At 35.0% G+C, this 17,265-nt stretch carries 19 protein-coding genes; all 19 read left to right on the top strand.

The features are described from left to right. Window positions 1–385 precede the first annotated feature (385 nt). A complete protein-coding gene (locus SOM16_RS16680; RefSeq protein WP_320465133.1) occupies window positions 386–694 on the top strand; it encodes a hypothetical protein in 309 nt (102 codons plus the stop codon). Beyond that, the gene (locus tag SOM16_RS16675) at window positions 691–1,902 is read left to right on the top strand and encodes a terminase large subunit domain-containing protein (protein WP_320465132.1); all 1,212 of its coding nucleotides are present in this window, start codon (window positions 691–693) and stop codon (window positions 1,900–1,902) included. The genes SOM16_RS16680 and SOM16_RS16675 overlap by 4 nt, the downstream gene beginning before the upstream one ends. Window positions 1,903–1,929: 27 nt before the next feature. Continuing rightward, a complete protein-coding gene (locus SOM16_RS16670) occupies window positions 1,930–2,481 on the top strand; it encodes a hypothetical protein (RefSeq protein WP_320465131.1) in 552 nt (183 codons plus the stop codon). A 133-nt stretch (window positions 2,482–2,614) separates the two neighbouring features. Next, complete coding sequence (locus SOM16_RS16665; protein WP_320465130.1) at window positions 2,615–3,253, top strand: hypothetical protein; 639 nt, start codon at window positions 2,615–2,617, stop codon at window positions 3,251–3,253. A 28-nt stretch (window positions 3,254–3,281) separates the two neighbouring features. Continuing rightward, window positions 3,282–3,923: a hypothetical protein gene (locus SOM16_RS16660; RefSeq protein ID WP_320465129.1), complete on the top strand. Its 642-nt coding sequence runs from the start codon at window positions 3,282–3,284 to the stop codon at window positions 3,921–3,923. Continuing rightward, window positions 3,924–4,520: a hypothetical protein gene (locus SOM16_RS16655; protein WP_320465128.1), complete on the top strand. Its 597-nt coding sequence runs from the start codon at window positions 3,924–3,926 to the stop codon at window positions 4,518–4,520. It abuts the gene before it with no gap. Window positions 4,521–4,547: 27 nt separating this feature from the next. Further along, window positions 4,548–5,717, top strand: coding sequence for a hypothetical protein (locus SOM16_RS16650; protein ID WP_320465127.1), 1,170 nt, complete (start codon window positions 4,548–4,550; stop codon window positions 5,715–5,717). An 18-nt stretch (window positions 5,718–5,735) separates the two neighbouring features. After that, window positions 5,736–8,006 carry a hypothetical protein gene (locus tag SOM16_RS16645; protein ID WP_320465126.1) on the top strand — a complete coding sequence of 757 codons (2,271 nt, stop codon included), beginning with the start codon at window positions 5,736–5,738 and terminating at the stop codon, window positions 8,004–8,006. Window positions 8,007–8,067: 61 nt separating this feature from the next. Further along, window positions 8,068–10,410: a hypothetical protein gene (locus tag SOM16_RS16640; RefSeq protein ID WP_320465125.1), complete on the top strand. Its 2,343-nt coding sequence runs from the start codon at window positions 8,068–8,070 to the stop codon at window positions 10,408–10,410. Between the two features lie 65 nt (window positions 10,411–10,475). Next, window positions 10,476–11,105 (top strand): XkdF-like putative serine protease domain-containing protein, encoded by a 630-nt coding sequence (locus tag SOM16_RS16635; protein ID WP_320465124.1) that lies wholly within the window; start codon window positions 10,476–10,478, stop codon window positions 11,103–11,105. Window positions 11,106–11,152: 47 nt separating this feature from the next. After that, window positions 11,153–11,725, top strand: coding sequence for a hypothetical protein (locus tag SOM16_RS16630; protein WP_320465123.1), 573 nt, complete (start codon window positions 11,153–11,155; stop codon window positions 11,723–11,725). Window positions 11,726–11,738: 13 nt separating this feature from the next. After that, complete coding sequence (locus SOM16_RS16625) at window positions 11,739–12,644, top strand: hypothetical protein (protein WP_320465122.1); 906 nt, start codon at window positions 11,739–11,741, stop codon at window positions 12,642–12,644. Between the two features lie 66 nt (window positions 12,645–12,710). Beyond that, window positions 12,711–13,238, top strand: a complete 528-nt coding sequence (locus tag SOM16_RS16620; RefSeq protein WP_320465121.1) for a hypothetical protein — start codon at window positions 12,711–12,713, stop codon at window positions 13,236–13,238. An 88-nt stretch (window positions 13,239–13,326) separates the two neighbouring features. After that, the gene (locus tag SOM16_RS16615) at window positions 13,327–13,668 is read left to right on the top strand and encodes a hypothetical protein (RefSeq protein WP_320465120.1); all 342 of its coding nucleotides are present in this window, start codon (window positions 13,327–13,329) and stop codon (window positions 13,666–13,668) included. Continuing rightward, complete coding sequence (locus SOM16_RS16610; RefSeq protein ID WP_320465119.1) at window positions 13,661–15,511, top strand: hypothetical protein; 1,851 nt, start codon at window positions 13,661–13,663, stop codon at window positions 15,509–15,511. The genes SOM16_RS16615 and SOM16_RS16610 overlap by 8 nt, the downstream gene beginning before the upstream one ends. Continuing rightward, a complete protein-coding gene (locus tag SOM16_RS16605; RefSeq protein WP_320465118.1) occupies window positions 15,504–16,058 on the top strand; it encodes a hypothetical protein in 555 nt (184 codons plus the stop codon). The genes SOM16_RS16610 and SOM16_RS16605 overlap by 8 nt, the downstream gene beginning before the upstream one ends. Next, window positions 16,058–16,504, top strand: a complete 447-nt coding sequence (locus SOM16_RS16600) for a hypothetical protein (RefSeq protein WP_320465117.1) — start codon at window positions 16,058–16,060, stop codon at window positions 16,502–16,504. Before SOM16_RS16605 ends, SOM16_RS16600 begins: the two co-directional genes overlap by 1 nt. After that, window positions 16,494–17,084: a hypothetical protein gene (locus SOM16_RS16595; RefSeq protein ID WP_320465116.1), complete on the top strand. Its 591-nt coding sequence runs from the start codon at window positions 16,494–16,496 to the stop codon at window positions 17,082–17,084. Before SOM16_RS16600 ends, SOM16_RS16595 begins: the two co-directional genes overlap by 11 nt. Window positions 17,085–17,088: 4 nt before the next feature. Then, window positions 17,089–17,265, top strand: a complete 177-nt coding sequence (locus SOM16_RS16590; RefSeq protein WP_320465115.1) for a hypothetical protein — start codon at window positions 17,089–17,091, stop codon at window positions 17,263–17,265.

The following is a 17,265-nucleotide window of genomic DNA, read 5'->3' as shown; positions in this document are numbered from 1 at the left end:
TAATGATATAATACTAGATAATTATAGAATGTTGCAGTTTATTTTGAGAACTGGGTTCTATCAATAGTATTTTACCTAAAATTTGAGGTTTGTTACAAATTTTAATAATAAAGTTAAGTAGCAAAAGTGTGAACAGATGATTTATCTGTTTTAAGGAATATAACTAGCAGAATTATAACAGAAAATACATCCGTTATGTTAATAGTGATACAAATGTACATCTAAAACTTTAACAATTATTGAAGGGGTTCTATTTTCAGGCAATTTTCACAGTTTTATAGCCTTTGTATTAGACTATTATATATACTGCTACAAGTTGATCACTATGCCTTTCATCATATCAAGCACCATATAATATTTATACTAAAAAAGCACGAATTAGTATATGGCATTTAAAAAAGGTGGTGCAAAACCTGAAAACTCAGGTAGGCAAAAAGGTTCAAAAAACAAGCGTACAGTTGAAATGGATGAGATCATGAACAGATGTATGCTTGAGTTGTCTGGAACATTAGAGACAGATATTAGCACTGTTAATAGCAGCAGAAGATTGCTATTGTTAACAGACATTATCAACTACTTCAAACCCAAACTTTCTTCAACCAAGAATGAAAATGATAACAAACTTAGCGGTGGTTTTGATGTGAACATCAGCTTTGATTTGAATAACCTAAATGATGGAACTGATGATAAGTGAGAAAGATAGTAAAGGTTCGTTTACCGCAACCACACAGAGGTCAGCGAGAGGTTTTAAAGGCACTTGAAACTAAAAGATACATAACGCTTAACAATGGCAGAAGATGGGGTAAATCACTTCTTTGTCAGATAATAAGCGTGGTTTATATGTTCCAAGGTAAAAGTGTTGGTTACATAACGCCAACCTATAATTTGGGCAAGAAGTTCTTTGATGATATACTCAAATTCATTCCCGAACAAACGATAAAGAAAGCAAACATTAGTGACTTAACCATTGAATTATTGAATGGCGGTAAGCTTGAATTTTACACTGGTGAAAAGCTTGATAACGTACGTGGTTCAAAGTTCCACTTACTCATTGTAGATGAAGCAGCTTATATAAAGAACTTAAAGGATGGTTGGGAAGGTGCAATGAGTAATGCACTGATTGACTATGACCCTGAATCAAAAGCAATCTTTGTTTCAACGCCACGTGGTAAAGATTACTTCTATGCTTTAACAAGAACAGAACACCCCGACTGGCAACACTTTCATTTTAGTAGCTATGATAACCCACACCTATCAAAAGCAGCATTAGATGATAAGAAGTTAACCTTACCTGAAAGTATCTTCAATCAGGAAATACTTGCAATAGCAGGTGAGAATAGTTCTGCAGTGGTTGCTTTGAAATACATCACTGAAAACACCATCAAAGATCTGTCAACCAAGCCAACAGTGGTATATGGTATTGACGTTGCGAAGTACACAGATTGGACTGTAATAACTGGTTTAGATGAAAATGGTAACATGAGCTACTTTGACCGCTTTCAAACTCCAAATGAGATTACCAAGCAAAGAATCAAAACATTACCAGCAAGCACATTGAAAGTGATGGATAGTACGCATGGTTCACTTGGTGATGGTATATATGAATCATTAATCAATGATGGTGTGGCGAACTTACAAGGCTTTGAATTTACTGGTGCATCCAAACCAAAGCTGATAATGGAAATGGTACTGGCAATTGAAAAAGGTGAATTAAAATTCAATGAAAAAACTGCTGATGAATTATCAACTTTTGAATACACGTATAGTTCAACTGGTCATATAAAGTACAGTGCCATTAATGGGTGTCATGATGATTGCGTTGCTGCCATTGCAATAGCAAATAAATATAGAAAGCAGGTAGCAGTTAATGATACCTACCTATCAAGGATTGCTTTCTTCTAATCCAGAATATTTATCAATAAAAAGAAGATGAAGTATTTAAAAATGTTACCAAGCAATTGGTCACAAGTAACGGTAAAGGATTATTTAAGGTTTATTGAGCTATTGGAGTTTGAAGAAACAGATGGTATGCTGATAGTTGAAGCAGCTTTCTTTACGTTCACTGGTTTTAATCTAAGTGATGTTAATGTTAAGCCTGATGAAGTAGATGCAATTGTTAAAAGGTTAACATTCATTGGTGAGTTTCCCAAAGAACCTGAAACAGCTTTGAAGTTTAAGAGCATGAATGAATTAAGCTATCAGGAATATATCACCTTTCAAAAGCTCATTCAAGGTAATTATGTTGCGAACCTGCACCACATAGCAAAGATATTTGTTAAAGGTGAAATCAATGAAGATACCATATCAGTTAATGATGCAATGGCTTGTTTTTTTTTGCTCAATCAGAAAATGAACAAACGGTTGAAGTATTCAGCGCTTTCTTTGAACCTCAAACTAATGAAATGGAAGCTGGTAACCTACTTGCAGAAGATGCTGCAATGGTTCGGGATGAAAGACAAAACAAATGGGGTTGGCTTTTGATAGCTAAGAATGTTGCAGACTGGCAGAACACAAATATTAAAGATGTATTGAAATCAAACTGTTACGAGGTGTTGACTTATGCGACGCTGGTAAAAGATGAAGTTGATTTCATTCAATCACAACACACGAAGTAATGGCAGATAATTTAGCGGGTGCAAGCAGAGCATCACAGTTTCAAAATCAGATTGATCAGTTAGGATCATTGGGTACATCAGTTGATGAGTTTGAATTTAACCTTACAGCCCTTGAATCAATCGTCGGTAAGTTTATTGAAGAAACCAAAGAGCGTATTGAATCTGCAGATATGATTGTGACTGGTGCAATTGAAGATTTAAGAATGGCATTTGAAGGTGACCACATTTACATCTACGGTAACGAGCATTTAATTTACCAAGATAAGGGTGTAAGGGGTGCAGAATCATCAGCATTAGCACCAGATTCACCACATGCTTATTCTGATAAGATGCCACCAGTGGAGGTTTTCAGGGAATATATAAAACGTTCCAATATGAATCTTCGCAACAATGAATTTCTGTATGGTGAACCATCCAAATTTGAAGAACTAACAGATGACCAGCTCATTGATAAGGTTGCTTGGGGTATGGCTAAGAACATTCAGAAGAATGGTTTCAAACCACGTAACCTGTTTACTAAGTTCATTCCTGATTTGATAGATGAATTGAAGGTGGCAACTGCAAGCAATGTTAAAGCAACGTTGGTTTCACTCATAAGAAACAAGCATGGTCATGATGTAATGAATAAACCAAAATAGTTTACCTTTGGGTTTTAACGTAACTCAAATGAACAAAGAACACATTGAACATGCTTTGCATGTAATTAAAAACATCAAGGTTAACACCTCAAACTTCTATCAAATACAAGAATCAGCAGCAACTACACTTCATAATCAGCTTGATAACGTCCGTGAAGAAATATGTAGATGTATTTGTTTCAATTTGTATCAGGCGGCAATTGCATTAACCAACCATTTGTCAGAAGCTTTTTTAAGATTAAATATTGCTATAAAGGAAAGTGGTGCAACAGACTTCAATGATGAAGCACTTGAAAAAATACATGAAAAATTCACCGAACGTGATGGGCACGAATTAGGTAAGATGATTAATAGCGCAAAACGATTAGGTATTATCACAAAGGATCAAGCAAAGAAGTTAGGTGAATATAGGGAACAATGGAGAAATCCATTTAGTCATGGTTCGCCACACCAGTTATTGAAAGATGCTGGTGATATAACAATGGTTACAATTGATTTAAAAGCAGATGCACCATTTCCTGGGGTTGATATTAAAGAGGTTAAGATGCAAAGTCAATTCCATCTTCACGGACTGTTTCAAGGCGCAAAAGCATCAAATGATGCAATACCATATTTCAGGTATGTTGACGAACTAATAATTGCCTATTACGATAAGATAAACAATATTTAAATGATACCTATTCCAACCCTACCATCAGATTCATTGTATAAGTTTTTATTCATTGGTGGCTTGCTACTTTTTGGTTTGTCAATTTGGCTCATAGCTGATGAAAGAAAACGTGAGTTTGAAATGGAAGTTGAATATGATACGAAGCTATTACCTCAAGCCCAAAATGCAATCTATATGGATTCTTTATATGCGGAAAGGATTAGGAACTATTACAAGGGATTGGAAAAGGTGACCACCAAGGAGGATAAAAGATTTTATTGGCAGAGGATTGACGACCTTGATGATAAAGTTGGTCAGTTAGGAACCACAGTTGAGTATGCAAAACAACTTGAAAAACTTCATCAAAATTCACATTCCAATACAACATGGAATATGAACGTTCTGGTTGCTATAGGATCATTAGGTTTAATGGGTGCTTTATTAGGTTGGACTAGGTGGTCAAAACAACAGAACGTACAAGATGATTTTATACTTCAACAATTTGCCTTACAAAAACTTGAGGTTCAAATTAAAACGTTAGAGCTTCAACAAAATCTAGATAGACTTGAGATGTCAAATATGAATGAAGGTAGGGATGTAAGCAGCGATTTGAATTAGCAATAATATTTATGCTAAAAAGCATAAATGATAACCATAGTTAAAACACCATCAGAGTACACACCCGCTGGCAACCCAATAATATTTCAAATTACTAGTGATAATCCTAGCATCATTTACTTCAACGTTCAATTACTAGAAGTACCATCAGGTAATACCATTAACTTTTTTAACTTTCATGTCAGACCTGATTACTTGAATGGGGTTTCATTTAATCTATCAAGTATTCTTTCAAACCTCGTTGATACCAAAATAAATAATTCATCCCAAGCAATTGCAGCAGCTATTTCAGATGCTACGGTATCATATCGTTTGATTATAACGGAAAAGTTAAACAGCAATGGAAGTATCGTGAATGGTGATACTTATAACAACGGGAATGATAAGTTTACTATATGGGATGCAGAGTTATCAACGCCATTAATCACTAACTACAATCAAGATAATTGGGTTGCTAATTCCAATGGTAGAGCTAAATTTTTATCTCTTAAAGATAACGTTTCAAAGCAATCAAGTACATCAACTGAACACCTATATTTTTTAAATAAAAACAACCTAGCTAAGCAATGCAGGATTAGAACCTTCAATTCTGCGGGTGTGCAAAATCAACTCTATCTACCTGCTTTACCAGGTGGTGATATGCTTCGCCTTAACGTTGCACCAAAGGTTATAAATAAGTTGTTCAACACTGATTTTGCTTCAGTAGATCACTACAGAATTGATTTACTTGATGGTAATGGTAACGTAGTAAGCGAAGAAAAGGTTTATAAATATGTTAACAACAAATGCACATTACAGCCTATTAATATTCTTTTCACAAACTCATTAGGCGGGGTTGAAAGCTTTACTTTTTTCAATCCTATAGAAACTGTTAACGTCACCAAAACCAATCTTAAAACTCATGTATTGCAAATGAATAATGGTGTTTACGGTGATAGTAGAGATGGTATAATTAACCCAAGTCAAAGAACTATTAATGTAACCAGCACATCAAGCTTCAAAGTTTTTAGTGATGTATTAACCGACCATGAAACCATTATGCTTCAGGAATTAATAACCTCTAAGAATGTGTATATTGAATTAAGTGATAACCAAACCTTGATGCCAATTAGCATTATTAATAATAACTATCAAGTTCTATTGAGGCGTACCAATGGGTTTAAACTAAATAGATTAGAAATAACCTACACGACCTGATAATATTTATGGGTAAAAATGGTTAACAAACAAATTTATCTCTTATCAGAAAATGGTACGTATGGGAAACTAGAGCTTGAAGATTTCTCATTTGCTGAGACTTCATTTTCAATTGCAGACATTGCTGATATCACTACAAGAAAAGATACTACTACCAAGAACATTCAAATAAAAGGTACTAAAGCAAACAACAGATTGCTTGGTAGTTTATTTAATCTGAATAGAACGCACAATGGTAATTACGGTGAATCTTTGATGTTCAATTACAACATGAACAAGGAATGTGATTGCTTGTACTATGAGAATGATTCTCTTATCAGTAAAGGCTTTTTCAAGATAATTGATGTGACAGTAGATTCATCTGGTAACGTTGTTTACAGTGCGGTAATTACTGGCTATACAGTTAATTTCTTCGGTAAAATAAAGGATCTGTTATTGTCGGATTTAGATTTTTCTGAGTACAACCATACGTATTCAATGAACAATATTCTTGATAGTTGGACTAACACAAGTGGGTACATCTATGGTGTTGCTGACTACGGTCAATCCGTTTTTGGAGATGAAGAAACTGTCAATAAGATTGATTATAAAGACTTCAGACCATCATTTTTTGTTAAAGAATATTTCAATAAGATATTTCAACAACCTGTATTGAGTAGTTACACTTATGCAATTGAAGGTAATGAAGATTTTAAGGATAAGTTTAACCATCTGGTTGTACCAAATAACGCAGATGTGCTAACTAACTCATTAAGTGGTGGAGTGGTTCTTTATGGTACAAAAGACAATGTTCAAAATTATTTCGGCGGTGACAATCAAAAGGGCAATCAGGGTAATGGTGTGAATACCTACAAAACGCAAATTGCATGGGCAAATTTTACTGATGATAAAGGTTTCTTCATGCCTAATAGCCAACCATATTTTGACTACACCAATAACATTTTTACCTGTACCAAGAGCGTAAACACCACGCTTGAAGTAAACATAAATGTAATTTACAACACTAATTTTTTGATTAACGCTCCACAGCAATATTTAAACTATGATTCTAAGATTCTTATTTTAATACGTGCAAGTGGTAGCCAAGCGTGGAATGTAGCATCACAGTCACAAGTAACACGTATTAATTTAAATGGTACAAACAACACTACTACCAAATTATTAAAGTTCAAAAGTGCATTAAACGTTACCGCAGGAAGTCAAGTTTCGGTATGTGTTTATAATGATAACTATTCTTACCCAAATGGTACACCACCAGTATCACCTGCTATGGGCGTGTTCGTTTATTCCACTCAAAATTCTTTTATTCAATTTGGTGACAGCATCAGTACTACAAAATATGAACTGGAGTTAAATGATATGATTGATTTCAAAAAACAGACATCATTCAACACTTACAAACAAGGTGATTTTGTGAAGAGCATTTTGAACATGTTTAACCTTTATATATACTCAAATATTGAAAATCCTAAACATATTGTGTTCACTCCATACAATGATTTCTATGATGATTTTACACCATTAAAACTAGTTGGAGCTGCAAATAATTGGAGTGATAAAATTGATTTTGCTAAGTTGAAAATCAATAGTTTTCAACAGATTTTCAAATCATATAAATTTCAATTCAAAGAAGATACTGATTACTTGAATGCAGCATACAAAGAAAAGTATGGTTTGGCTTATGGTAATTACACATATAATAACACAACTTCAATAACAACTGATTCTGCTATACAGGTAATCTTTTCACCTACACCCGTAGCTACGTTTGGCAATAGGAACTATCCAATGTTTTTTGCTTATGACTCAACCAGTAACAAGGTTGCGAAGCAAACAAACATTAGGCTAATGTTCCATACTGGCACAAAGAGTTGTGATGACTATGAGATTGGAAATTGGTTTAAGAATGCTGAAACTGGTGAATATCAATTTCAAACTTACAACATGGTTTCAGGTTTTTACCCTGAACTCCATACAATTTATAATGGTTTAGATCTGAACTTTGGTGAACCCAATGAGATTTATTATCAAGATATTCAAAGTTCAAATACTGTATTCCAAGACTTTTACCAAAACCAAATTGAAGAGTATAATGATGGGAACACTGCAACAATTGAAGTATCTGGTTACCTGAATGAAATTGATATCTCAAATTTGAATTTCAAGAAGCCAGTCTTCATTGATGCACCGAATGGATCAGGATATTACAAACTACTAAGTGTTGACTACGGTAACAATGCACAACCAACCGACATTATCCTTCAGAAAATCTACATGAAGGATAATTAAGATAAGGGCAATCATGAGTGGTTGCCTTTTTTAATGCAATAATATTTATCTCCAAAAAGTAATGGCAGATAATAACAATCAAAATGAAAGAATAATATTAGATGTACAGGTTAATTCAGGTGATGCAGTTGCAGGTTACGCTCAAATCAACGATGCAATTGATGATGTAAACAAGAACAATTCAAAAATAACCAATAGTGTAAAATCCTTCAAGCAACAACTAAAAGAAGCTAAAGATGCAGCCCTTGCACTTGCACAAGCTGGTCAAGAAAATTCAGCTGCTTATGCAGCAGCAGCACAAAGGATTGCCGAATTAAGAGACCAACAAGATGTATTGAACAGGGCAGTTACAGCATTTGACCCAGGTAAACTGGCAGGGTTTTCTAAGATTGCAGGTTTAGCAGCATCAAGTGTTGCAGGTTTGCAGGGGGGTATGGTTTTACTTGGAGCTTCAACTGATACGGCTTCTGAATCAGTTGCAAAATTACAATCTATTGCCGCATTATTAACATTGAAAGATAATTTTGATGATGCTTTAGAATATATTAAACCACTCTTAGCAGGGTTGAAAGGTACAGCAGTGGCAACCGAAGCGGTTGCAGCAGCCACCGAAGTATCAACTGCAGCGACCGAAGCGCAAACAATAGCAACAGAGGGTGCAACCGTAGCTACCAATGGAATGGGTTTAGCTTTTAAAGCATTAGGTATTGGTTTAGTGGTTGCAGCAATTGCATACTTAGTTGCCAATTTCAAAGACATTAAGAAAGCGGTACTTGAATTTATCCCTGATTTAAAAGGTGCTGGTGATACTTTCAATAATGTGAAGAACATCATCATTGGTGTTGGTTCAGTTATCGTTAACTACCTGATTGCACCTATCAAGTCAGCCATCAAATTATTGAAAGGTGATTTCAAAGGAGCTATTCAGGAAATGAAAAATGGCTTAGATGTAGTTAACAATTTCAAAAAAGGAGTTGCTAAGGGTGAAGCCAATGATGCCGAAGCAGCGAGGAAAGAACTACTTGAAAAACAAATCAAAGCTACTGATGATCAAATTGAAGTTCTTAAAGCAAGGGGTAAAGCAACTGAAAAACTTGAAAGGGAACAATTCAAAAGAAAGCTTGAACTGGCAAAAGAAGATGAAGATGAGACCAAGAAGATAGTTCAATCAAAAGCGGTGTTTGAAGCTGGTGTTCAAAAGAAATCAGAAGATGAAGCGAAGGCAGCGAGGGATAAAAGAATCCAAGCAGCCAAAGCAGCAAGTGATAAGTTACTTGCGTTAGCCAAAGCAGAAGCAGGTGAATTGAAGAAATACAATGATGAAGCTTCAAAGATTATCAATAAATCAACTAAAACAGAGCGTGAAAAGGAACTTGCAGATATTGATAGCAAGTATAAGCAACAAATTGAACTGGCTAAGAAACTTCATAAGTCAACAGCCGACATTGAAGAGGCTAAAGGAGCAGAAAAAGCAGCCATTTCAAAGAAGTATGATGACATTGTCAGCGCTTATACCGCTGCTTCAACGGATAAAACCCTTAATGAGTTTCAAAAAAGACGGGATGAAATCAATAAACAAGCAGATGAACTGCTTAAAAACGCTACTCCTGAACAAATAACAGCCATAAATGCAACAAGAAATGGACTTCAACAGCAAAATACAGGCTTAGAATTTGCCACAAATGGTTCAAAAACAGCTGGAAATGACCTAAAAGATGCTGAACTAACTAATGCACCTGATGAAAAAGACAGTGCAGAAGTTGCAGCAGCGAAGATTGCAGCCATTTCACAGGCAAAGCTTGATGCTGAAAACGCTGCTTTTGCCCTTAAAATGGTTCAACTACGTGGTCAGCAATCAGAAATTGAGGCTGCTACTAAGGAGCATGAAATAAATAAAACTGCTATTGAGAAAGATGCAACTGAAAAGAAAATTGCATTGGCAAAAGCGGAGAAAGAAGCAAAGCTTGCCAACATGGAAACAGTCAGTGGTGCAGTTGGTGCAATAGGTGCTTTAATAGGTGAACAAACAGTTGCTGGTAAGATTGCAGCGATAGCAACCGCAACCATTGACACCTATGTGGGCGCAAACAAAGCACTGGCGCAAGGAGGCTTGTGGGGTTTTGTTGGGGCTGCTGGTGTGATTGCATCAGGTTTGGCAAACATCAAGAAAATCTTATCAGTAAAGGTTGAAGGTGCAAAAGGTAGTGCAGGATCTGCACCAAGCATAACACCACCTTCAATTAATGCTACAGTTTTAAAACAAGCTGAATCAGGTTCAGGAGAAATTACCAATGCTATCAATAATCAAAAGACTGATACAACGGTGAAGGCTTATATAGTAAGTAAGGATTTGGAAACACAAACCCAGAAAGATTCATTCTTCAAAACAGTATCAACATTTTAACTTTTGGGGGTTGCAGTAATGCAACCCTTTTTCTTTGGGTACATAATATTTATTGGAAAATTCCAATGACCAAAAAATTACCCTTAATTGAGCTGCAAATTAATCCTGATGATGATTCTTTTGTAAGTGCTATTTCACTTGTGAATGCACCAGCAGTTGAATCAAGCTTCATAGCCTTTTCATCAAACACAAAAAACTATCAGTTTGCTGATGATGAGAAACGTGAGTTGATAGGTATTGCAATGAAAGCAAACACCGCCATCTATCGCAACGATCCACAAATTGGTGAATACACAGTTGCTTTTTCTGCTGATACTATTAGACTTATAGCACAAACATTCTTTCAAAAGAACCTTTCCAAATCAATGAACCTTGAACATTCAACAACCAATGCTGAATCATTCATCTTTCAATCCTACATCGTTGATTCAAGTAAGGGAATGTTTGCGCCAAAAGGTATTGATGATGCTGGGGATGGTGACTGGATAGTGGGAACTAAGGTTACGTCAGATAAAGTTTGGGATGATGTAAAGAGCGGAAAGTTTACAGGGTACAGCGTTGAAGGTTTCTTCATACCGAAAGACCTGAATGAATTTATTGATGTACAGATGAAGAAAGCTGATGCAGATATGTTGGAGTTCGCCAAAGAATTTGAAGCAGAACTTGATGCAATCATTGCAAAATATGGGCTTTAATATCAATTCCAAGGCACAATAATATTTATTGGAAAATATTTTAAAATATGTTCAAAAACATCTTAGACAAATTTAACAAGGTAATGAATTTCAAATCTGAAACTTTCGTTACTCAAAAAATCAAGGATAGCGAACAATCACTTGAATATTCAGAATTAGTAGTTGATGCAGAAGTTTTCATTTCAACAGCCAGTGGTTCAGAAGTAGCACCTAATGGTGATTACATCTTAGCTGATGGTAGTGAAATCAAAGTTGCAGATGGTAAGATTTCAGAAGTTGTGAAACAAGCAGCCGAAGAAATTGATGTAGAACCAGCACAAGAATTAGCAACTGAAGAAGAAGATAAAAAAGAAGAAGATGCACCAGTTGCTGATGAATCAAAAGAAGCTGAATTACAAGCTAAAATTGATGAATTAACAGCTGAGTTGGAAAAGTTAAAAGCAGGTTTTTCTGCTTTTCCAACCAAGGCTGATTTAGAAAAGTTTCAAAGTGATTTAACCGCAGAGTTGAAAAAATTAGAAAATATACCTGCTGAATTTAGCAAGGTAGATAACCGTGTTGAACTACAGGATTCAACAGAGGATAGGTTTAAAGTCCTTGCAAGGGCTTTAAGCAAGTAGTACAAAACAAAAAATGGCATTTAACATTTCAGGTTTACCAGCATACACAGACCAAAGTTCACGTGAGTTCATGGTAAAATCAATCTTAGGAGCAAAAACCTTAGATATTCTTGCATCAGCAGGTTCATTTGACCCAACTTTAAAGGGTAATAAAGCTATTCAATTAGCAGATTCAGACGTTTATTTCCAAAAAAATACTGGTTGCGCACGTAACCCACTTGGTTCTTTAATTCTATCGCAAGTAACTATCTCAGCAGTTGACATTAAAATTGATTCTGATTGGTGCGTTCGCGACTTAGAAACCATTTACGCAGTAGAAGATATGAAAGCTAAGATGAAAGGTCAAAATTATGATGACGTTTTATTCCTAGATACAATTGGTGAAATGCACGCTTCAAAAACAGCAAAAGGTTTAGAAGATTTAGCATGGCAAGGTGATGTTTCAGTAACTGGTATTACCAACTTGAACATGGCAGATGGTTACATCAAAAGAATCAAAAATTCAGGTTCATATATCAACCTTTCAGGTGCAACTGGTGCAACAGTTTCTGCAAAATTAAAAGCAGTTTACAATGCAATGCCAGTAGCGGTGAGAAAAGCAGAAGATTTCAGAATCTTCATTTCTGATGAAATGCATGATATGTACGTTCAAGAAAACCAAGATAAAAACTGGTTTAAAGAAGAAGATACAATGAAAGTTGTAGGTACTAATGCGAAATTAGAAGTTGTTTCAGGTTTGAATGATACAGGTGTAGTTATAGCAACTCGTTTAAGAAACTTAAAGGCTGGTGGAGAGTTAGAAGGTACGACTTTTGAAAAATACTTTTCACACGAAACCAAGAAAGTTTACTTAGATAGTGCTTTTTCAATTGGTTTTCAAATCGTTTACCCACAAGAAATTGGCTTGGTAAAATACTAATATCCGTAAGGAATAACTAAGGGTAATCATTCGGTTACCCTTATTCAAAAAATACATTTAAATAACATGGCTTGTAACCCATTAGAAGCTTTTACTAATGCCAATTGTGGTGCAGTAAAGGCTGGTGTTAAAGACAATTACATCATAGCTTATGCTGACTTAGTTACCGTTGTTGGTTCAACTGAGGTTTTTTCAACAAGTGTTAACGGTATAGTTAACGCAATTGGTGTTGGAAGCGGTAAGCATTTTGTAAAAGTTAAGAACACGAAAAAAACAGGTGCTTTCAAAGAGACTTCTGCATTAGCGGATAATGGTGTTGAAACCAATACAATTGAATACACTTTATCAATTGATTCATTTTCAGCAGAAAACAAAAAATTCACAGAATCCTTATCAGGTCGTGAAGTAGTTGTTTTGGCTAAATTGAAATCAGGTAAGTATGCTGCTTTAGGTTTAGAGGGTGGATTTTATCTATCAGGATCTGAACTTACTGTTGACGAAGCTACCAATTCACGTGCTTTAACCTTCACTGGTGAAGCAGTTGGATTTGTGCCAGAAGTTGATGCAACATTAATTGCCTCTTTAACCGCTTAAAAAAAAATAATACTCTTCATTTTTTAGCCTTTGCAGTTCTTGCAAGGGCTTTTTTGTACGCCATAATATTTATAGCAAAAGTTAAAAAATGATTCTAATAGATAAGTCAAGAGCAACACAAACAATAGTTTTCTACACATCAAGGTTTACGGATGATGCTGCTTTTCAATTAGAAATAAAATCAGATTCAACAAGTGCAATTCACACTTTCCAACTAATCAACAACCTTTCAAGTGATTTTAACCGCTCATTTATATATGAGTTGGCAACATCTTCATTTGAAGAAGTTGAAGCTGGATTGTACAACTATAGCATAACTGCAGATCAGGTTTCAACCAGCGGTAAACTGATGATTCTTGATGTTGCTAATGATGATGTGGTGAAAGCCTTTGAAACTGATACAGAGAATTACAAAGTTTTCAATGGATAATAACAACAAAGATTTAGGGCTTAGTTTCCTAAATTTTGCAAAAGAGATAACACCTATTTTCTTGGAGGTCGTTACAAAAGATTCAAGCAAACCAACAAAGTGGGGGCAAGACAATTTGTACCCCAATTTCTTGTTGAAGCTGGCTAATAAGAGTGCAATACACAAGGGGATTCTATCATCTAAAAGTGATTACATCTTTGGTGATGGTTTGGTTGATTCCAATGGTAAAGACATATCAACAATCAGAGTTAACCCACTTGATACACTTGGTGACCTGGTTCAAAAGCTAATACGTGACTATGTAATATTTAACACGTATGCAGTTGAAGTAGTGTATAATGTTTTGGGGCAACCATTTCAATACTACCACGTGCCAATGCACAAAATCAGACCAAACAAGGATAAATCAAAGTTTTTTGTTAGTGATGATTGGATGTTAAACAGTAGGAATCTATTGAGCTATGATAGGTTTATTCCAAATGTGAATGAAGATGGTAGAAGCAAAGTATTCTACTATTCAAATTACACACCTTCGGTGAACAACATCTTTGCAGAAGTTGATTATTCAGGTGCAATTGAAAGTATTGTAAGTGATATGCTCATCAATGAATTTTTTCAAAACAATATTCAGGCTGGTTTCAGTGCTGGTCATATCATTTCAACCTTTAGTGGTGGCGTGGTAAGTGAAGAGGTAATGAGAATTGCAACCAAAAAGTTTGAAAACAGCTTATCAGGGGTTAACGGCACAAAGTTCATCTTGGAAATGTTAAACCCTGAATCAAAACCAATGAGTGTTCAAACCATTAATACTGATGATTATGCAGGTAAGTTGATTGAGGTTATTAAAAAAACTGAAAGAAACATTCTTGCAGCACATCAAGGTACATCATCATTGCTTTTTGGTATTGAAAAGGAGGGGTCACTTGGAAACAGTTCAGAGCTTGAAAATGCTTACCAAATCTTCAAAAACAATTATGTAAAGAATGCACGTAATGAAATTACATCAGGCTTAAACAGGTTGTTTAGTGATTTCAATCAAGTGCCAACGTTGGTGTTCAAGGATAAGGAAAAGCTATTTGCACCAGTTGTTGCTGATGCTACTAAAGAAAAGATTTTCACTATAAATGAGCTAAGAAAAGAAGCAGGGTTACCACCAATTGCTGATGGTGATAAATTACTTGGTTCGGCTGCACCCGCACCATCACAATTTTCAACAGATAAATCAAATCTGGTTAAAACTGAATTAACTGCTGATGATTTTGAGAAAATAAAAGACAAAGGTGCAAGCAAGCATGACTTCATTATTCTCAATGAATATTCAGTTGATAACTTTTCATCAATGAAAGCTATTGAACTTCAATTTGATAATGATGAAGATGTTGCTAATTACATAATTGAAAATGATTTGGGTGATAATTCACCAGCAGAAATCAAAGCTATCATCAAGAAAGAATTGGGGATTGAAATCACCAAAGAATCAGTTGATACATTGATTAATGGCTTAAAGTCAGCTAATGTATTGGATGAAAAGAATAAGGTTGTTAAACCGAAGGAAAAAGAGCCTGAACGCAAAGTTGAAGTGATGTATAGCTATGAGAAAAGACCTGATATAAAGGGTGACAAAATCATTCCAACATCAAGGGCTTTTTGTACCAAATTATGCGAAACTGAAAAACTGTTTTCACGTGAGGATATCCAGACCATGAGTCAAATTTTCGGTTATGATGTTTTCAAATATTCAGGTGGTTTTTACACTAATAGTGATACTGGCAAAACAACAAATTACTGCAGACACTACTTCAAAAGGGTGCAAGTAATAAGAAAGGAAAATAAAAATGGGTAATATATTATTTGTATCTATTGAAAAGATAAAAGAGAAATCAATTTTTGGGTTGAACACTGATGATAAGATAATCACTGGTGCATTGGTTGAAGTGCAGGATATAGAGCTCGAGCCATTGATTGGTGAAACTTACTTTGAGACCTTGAAAACTCAGATTGATACTGGTGAAGTAACTGATGAAAATAAAAAGGTTTTAACTGAGGTGATACAGCCTTATTTGGTGTATGGTACATTGGTTTATTCAATTGTTCCATTGCACTTTAAGATTAACAATAAAGGGGTTAATAAGTCAACTGATAGTAACCTTTCAATTGCTGATTCAAAAGATTTAGAAGCGTTTAAAAGCTATTACAAAGAGAAGTTTGAAAGCTATAAAAGAAAGCTGATAGCCTACTTTACCAAAGATGAGTCAGCCGAAACGGTAACATCATCATCAGAAGATACCACATCATCAGTACTTAACTTTTACTTACCTGATGTTGCAGATTATTCGCAGGAATATTACGAAAGCAGAGCCTTTAAAACAGGTATTTACAGGAAACATTAATGGTCAATTTATTAACCTACTTAGATTTTATAAAAAAGTTTTTCAATGATCATTTACAGGTAAACACTGTTTTGGTTGGTGATAAAAAAGATATAACAGGCAAAACCAATATTCTTTATCCGCTGGCTAATATTGAATATTTGGATAAAGCAATAAAGGATAGCCAAGATGTTTACAGATATGAAATTATCATTGCTTCACTTTCCAACGAGGAAATTGAATTAAGCGTAATCAATGATTGTAATATGATTGGTGATGACATGGTTGCCTACTTTGAAAACACAGATAGATTTGAAGATTTAGAAATTTTCAATAATGTTACATTGAAGCCCTTTACTGATTCATTCGGTGATAGGGTTGCAGGGGTAACTTTTGTGGTAAGTATGACAGGCTTTAGAGAAGCTTGTGATGCTACCATCCCAATTAAGAAAGAAAATGACTTGTAATCCATTAATACCTTTCACTAAAACACTTTGCGGTGCAAACAAAGCAGGCGTGCAACAACATAAGCTCTTTATCATTAGGTATCAGGATTTGTTGCCATTGTATGAGGATTCAGTTTATGATTTGGATGATCAAGGTGTGATCAACGTACTAAAACCTAAATATAGACGACACTTTACCAAGATTGAATCTACTAGAAAAGCAATAAGCTTTGTTGAGACTCAAACCATCAGTGATTCTGGGGTGGAAACAATTGAAAATACCTTTCAATTGGGTATAAACAATTTCACCGCTCAAAATAAAAACTTCACAGCATCCCTAAGTGGTGAACCAGTGGTGATCATATTCAAGTTAAATATGGGGCAATGGGTAGGGGTTGGTTTAGATGGTGAATTTGAACTTGAAAGTTCAATTTTAACTATAGATGAGACAACAAATAACAGAGTTTTAACCTTTAAAAGTGAGGTTCCAAACATGATATTTGAAATAGATGCAGCAATCATTGCTGACTTAATTACCGCTCCAGTTGTGGAAACCCAAGATGGTTTCAACTATCATCTGGACTTCAGCTTTACCGACTAAAGAAATGGCGAAAATACAATATAAAACAAAGAAAAATAGGGTTAATACTCCAGCTACACCAGAAGAGATATTCAGCTTTACTGATGCCAATGAGATCAAGGATTCGGTTAACGCCTTATATCAAATCATTGATGAAGATTTCACTTACGTAACTGCCGAAAACAACACATTATCAATTTAA

Origin of the sequence: Pedobacter sp. CFBP9032, from assembly GCF_034045265.1 — a bacterium.
Lineage (GTDB): Bacteria > Bacteroidota > Bacteroidia > Sphingobacteriales > Sphingobacteriaceae > Pedobacter.
Note: the sequence above shows the minus strand (reverse complement) of the source record. Positions and strands in the feature narration are given on the sequence as shown.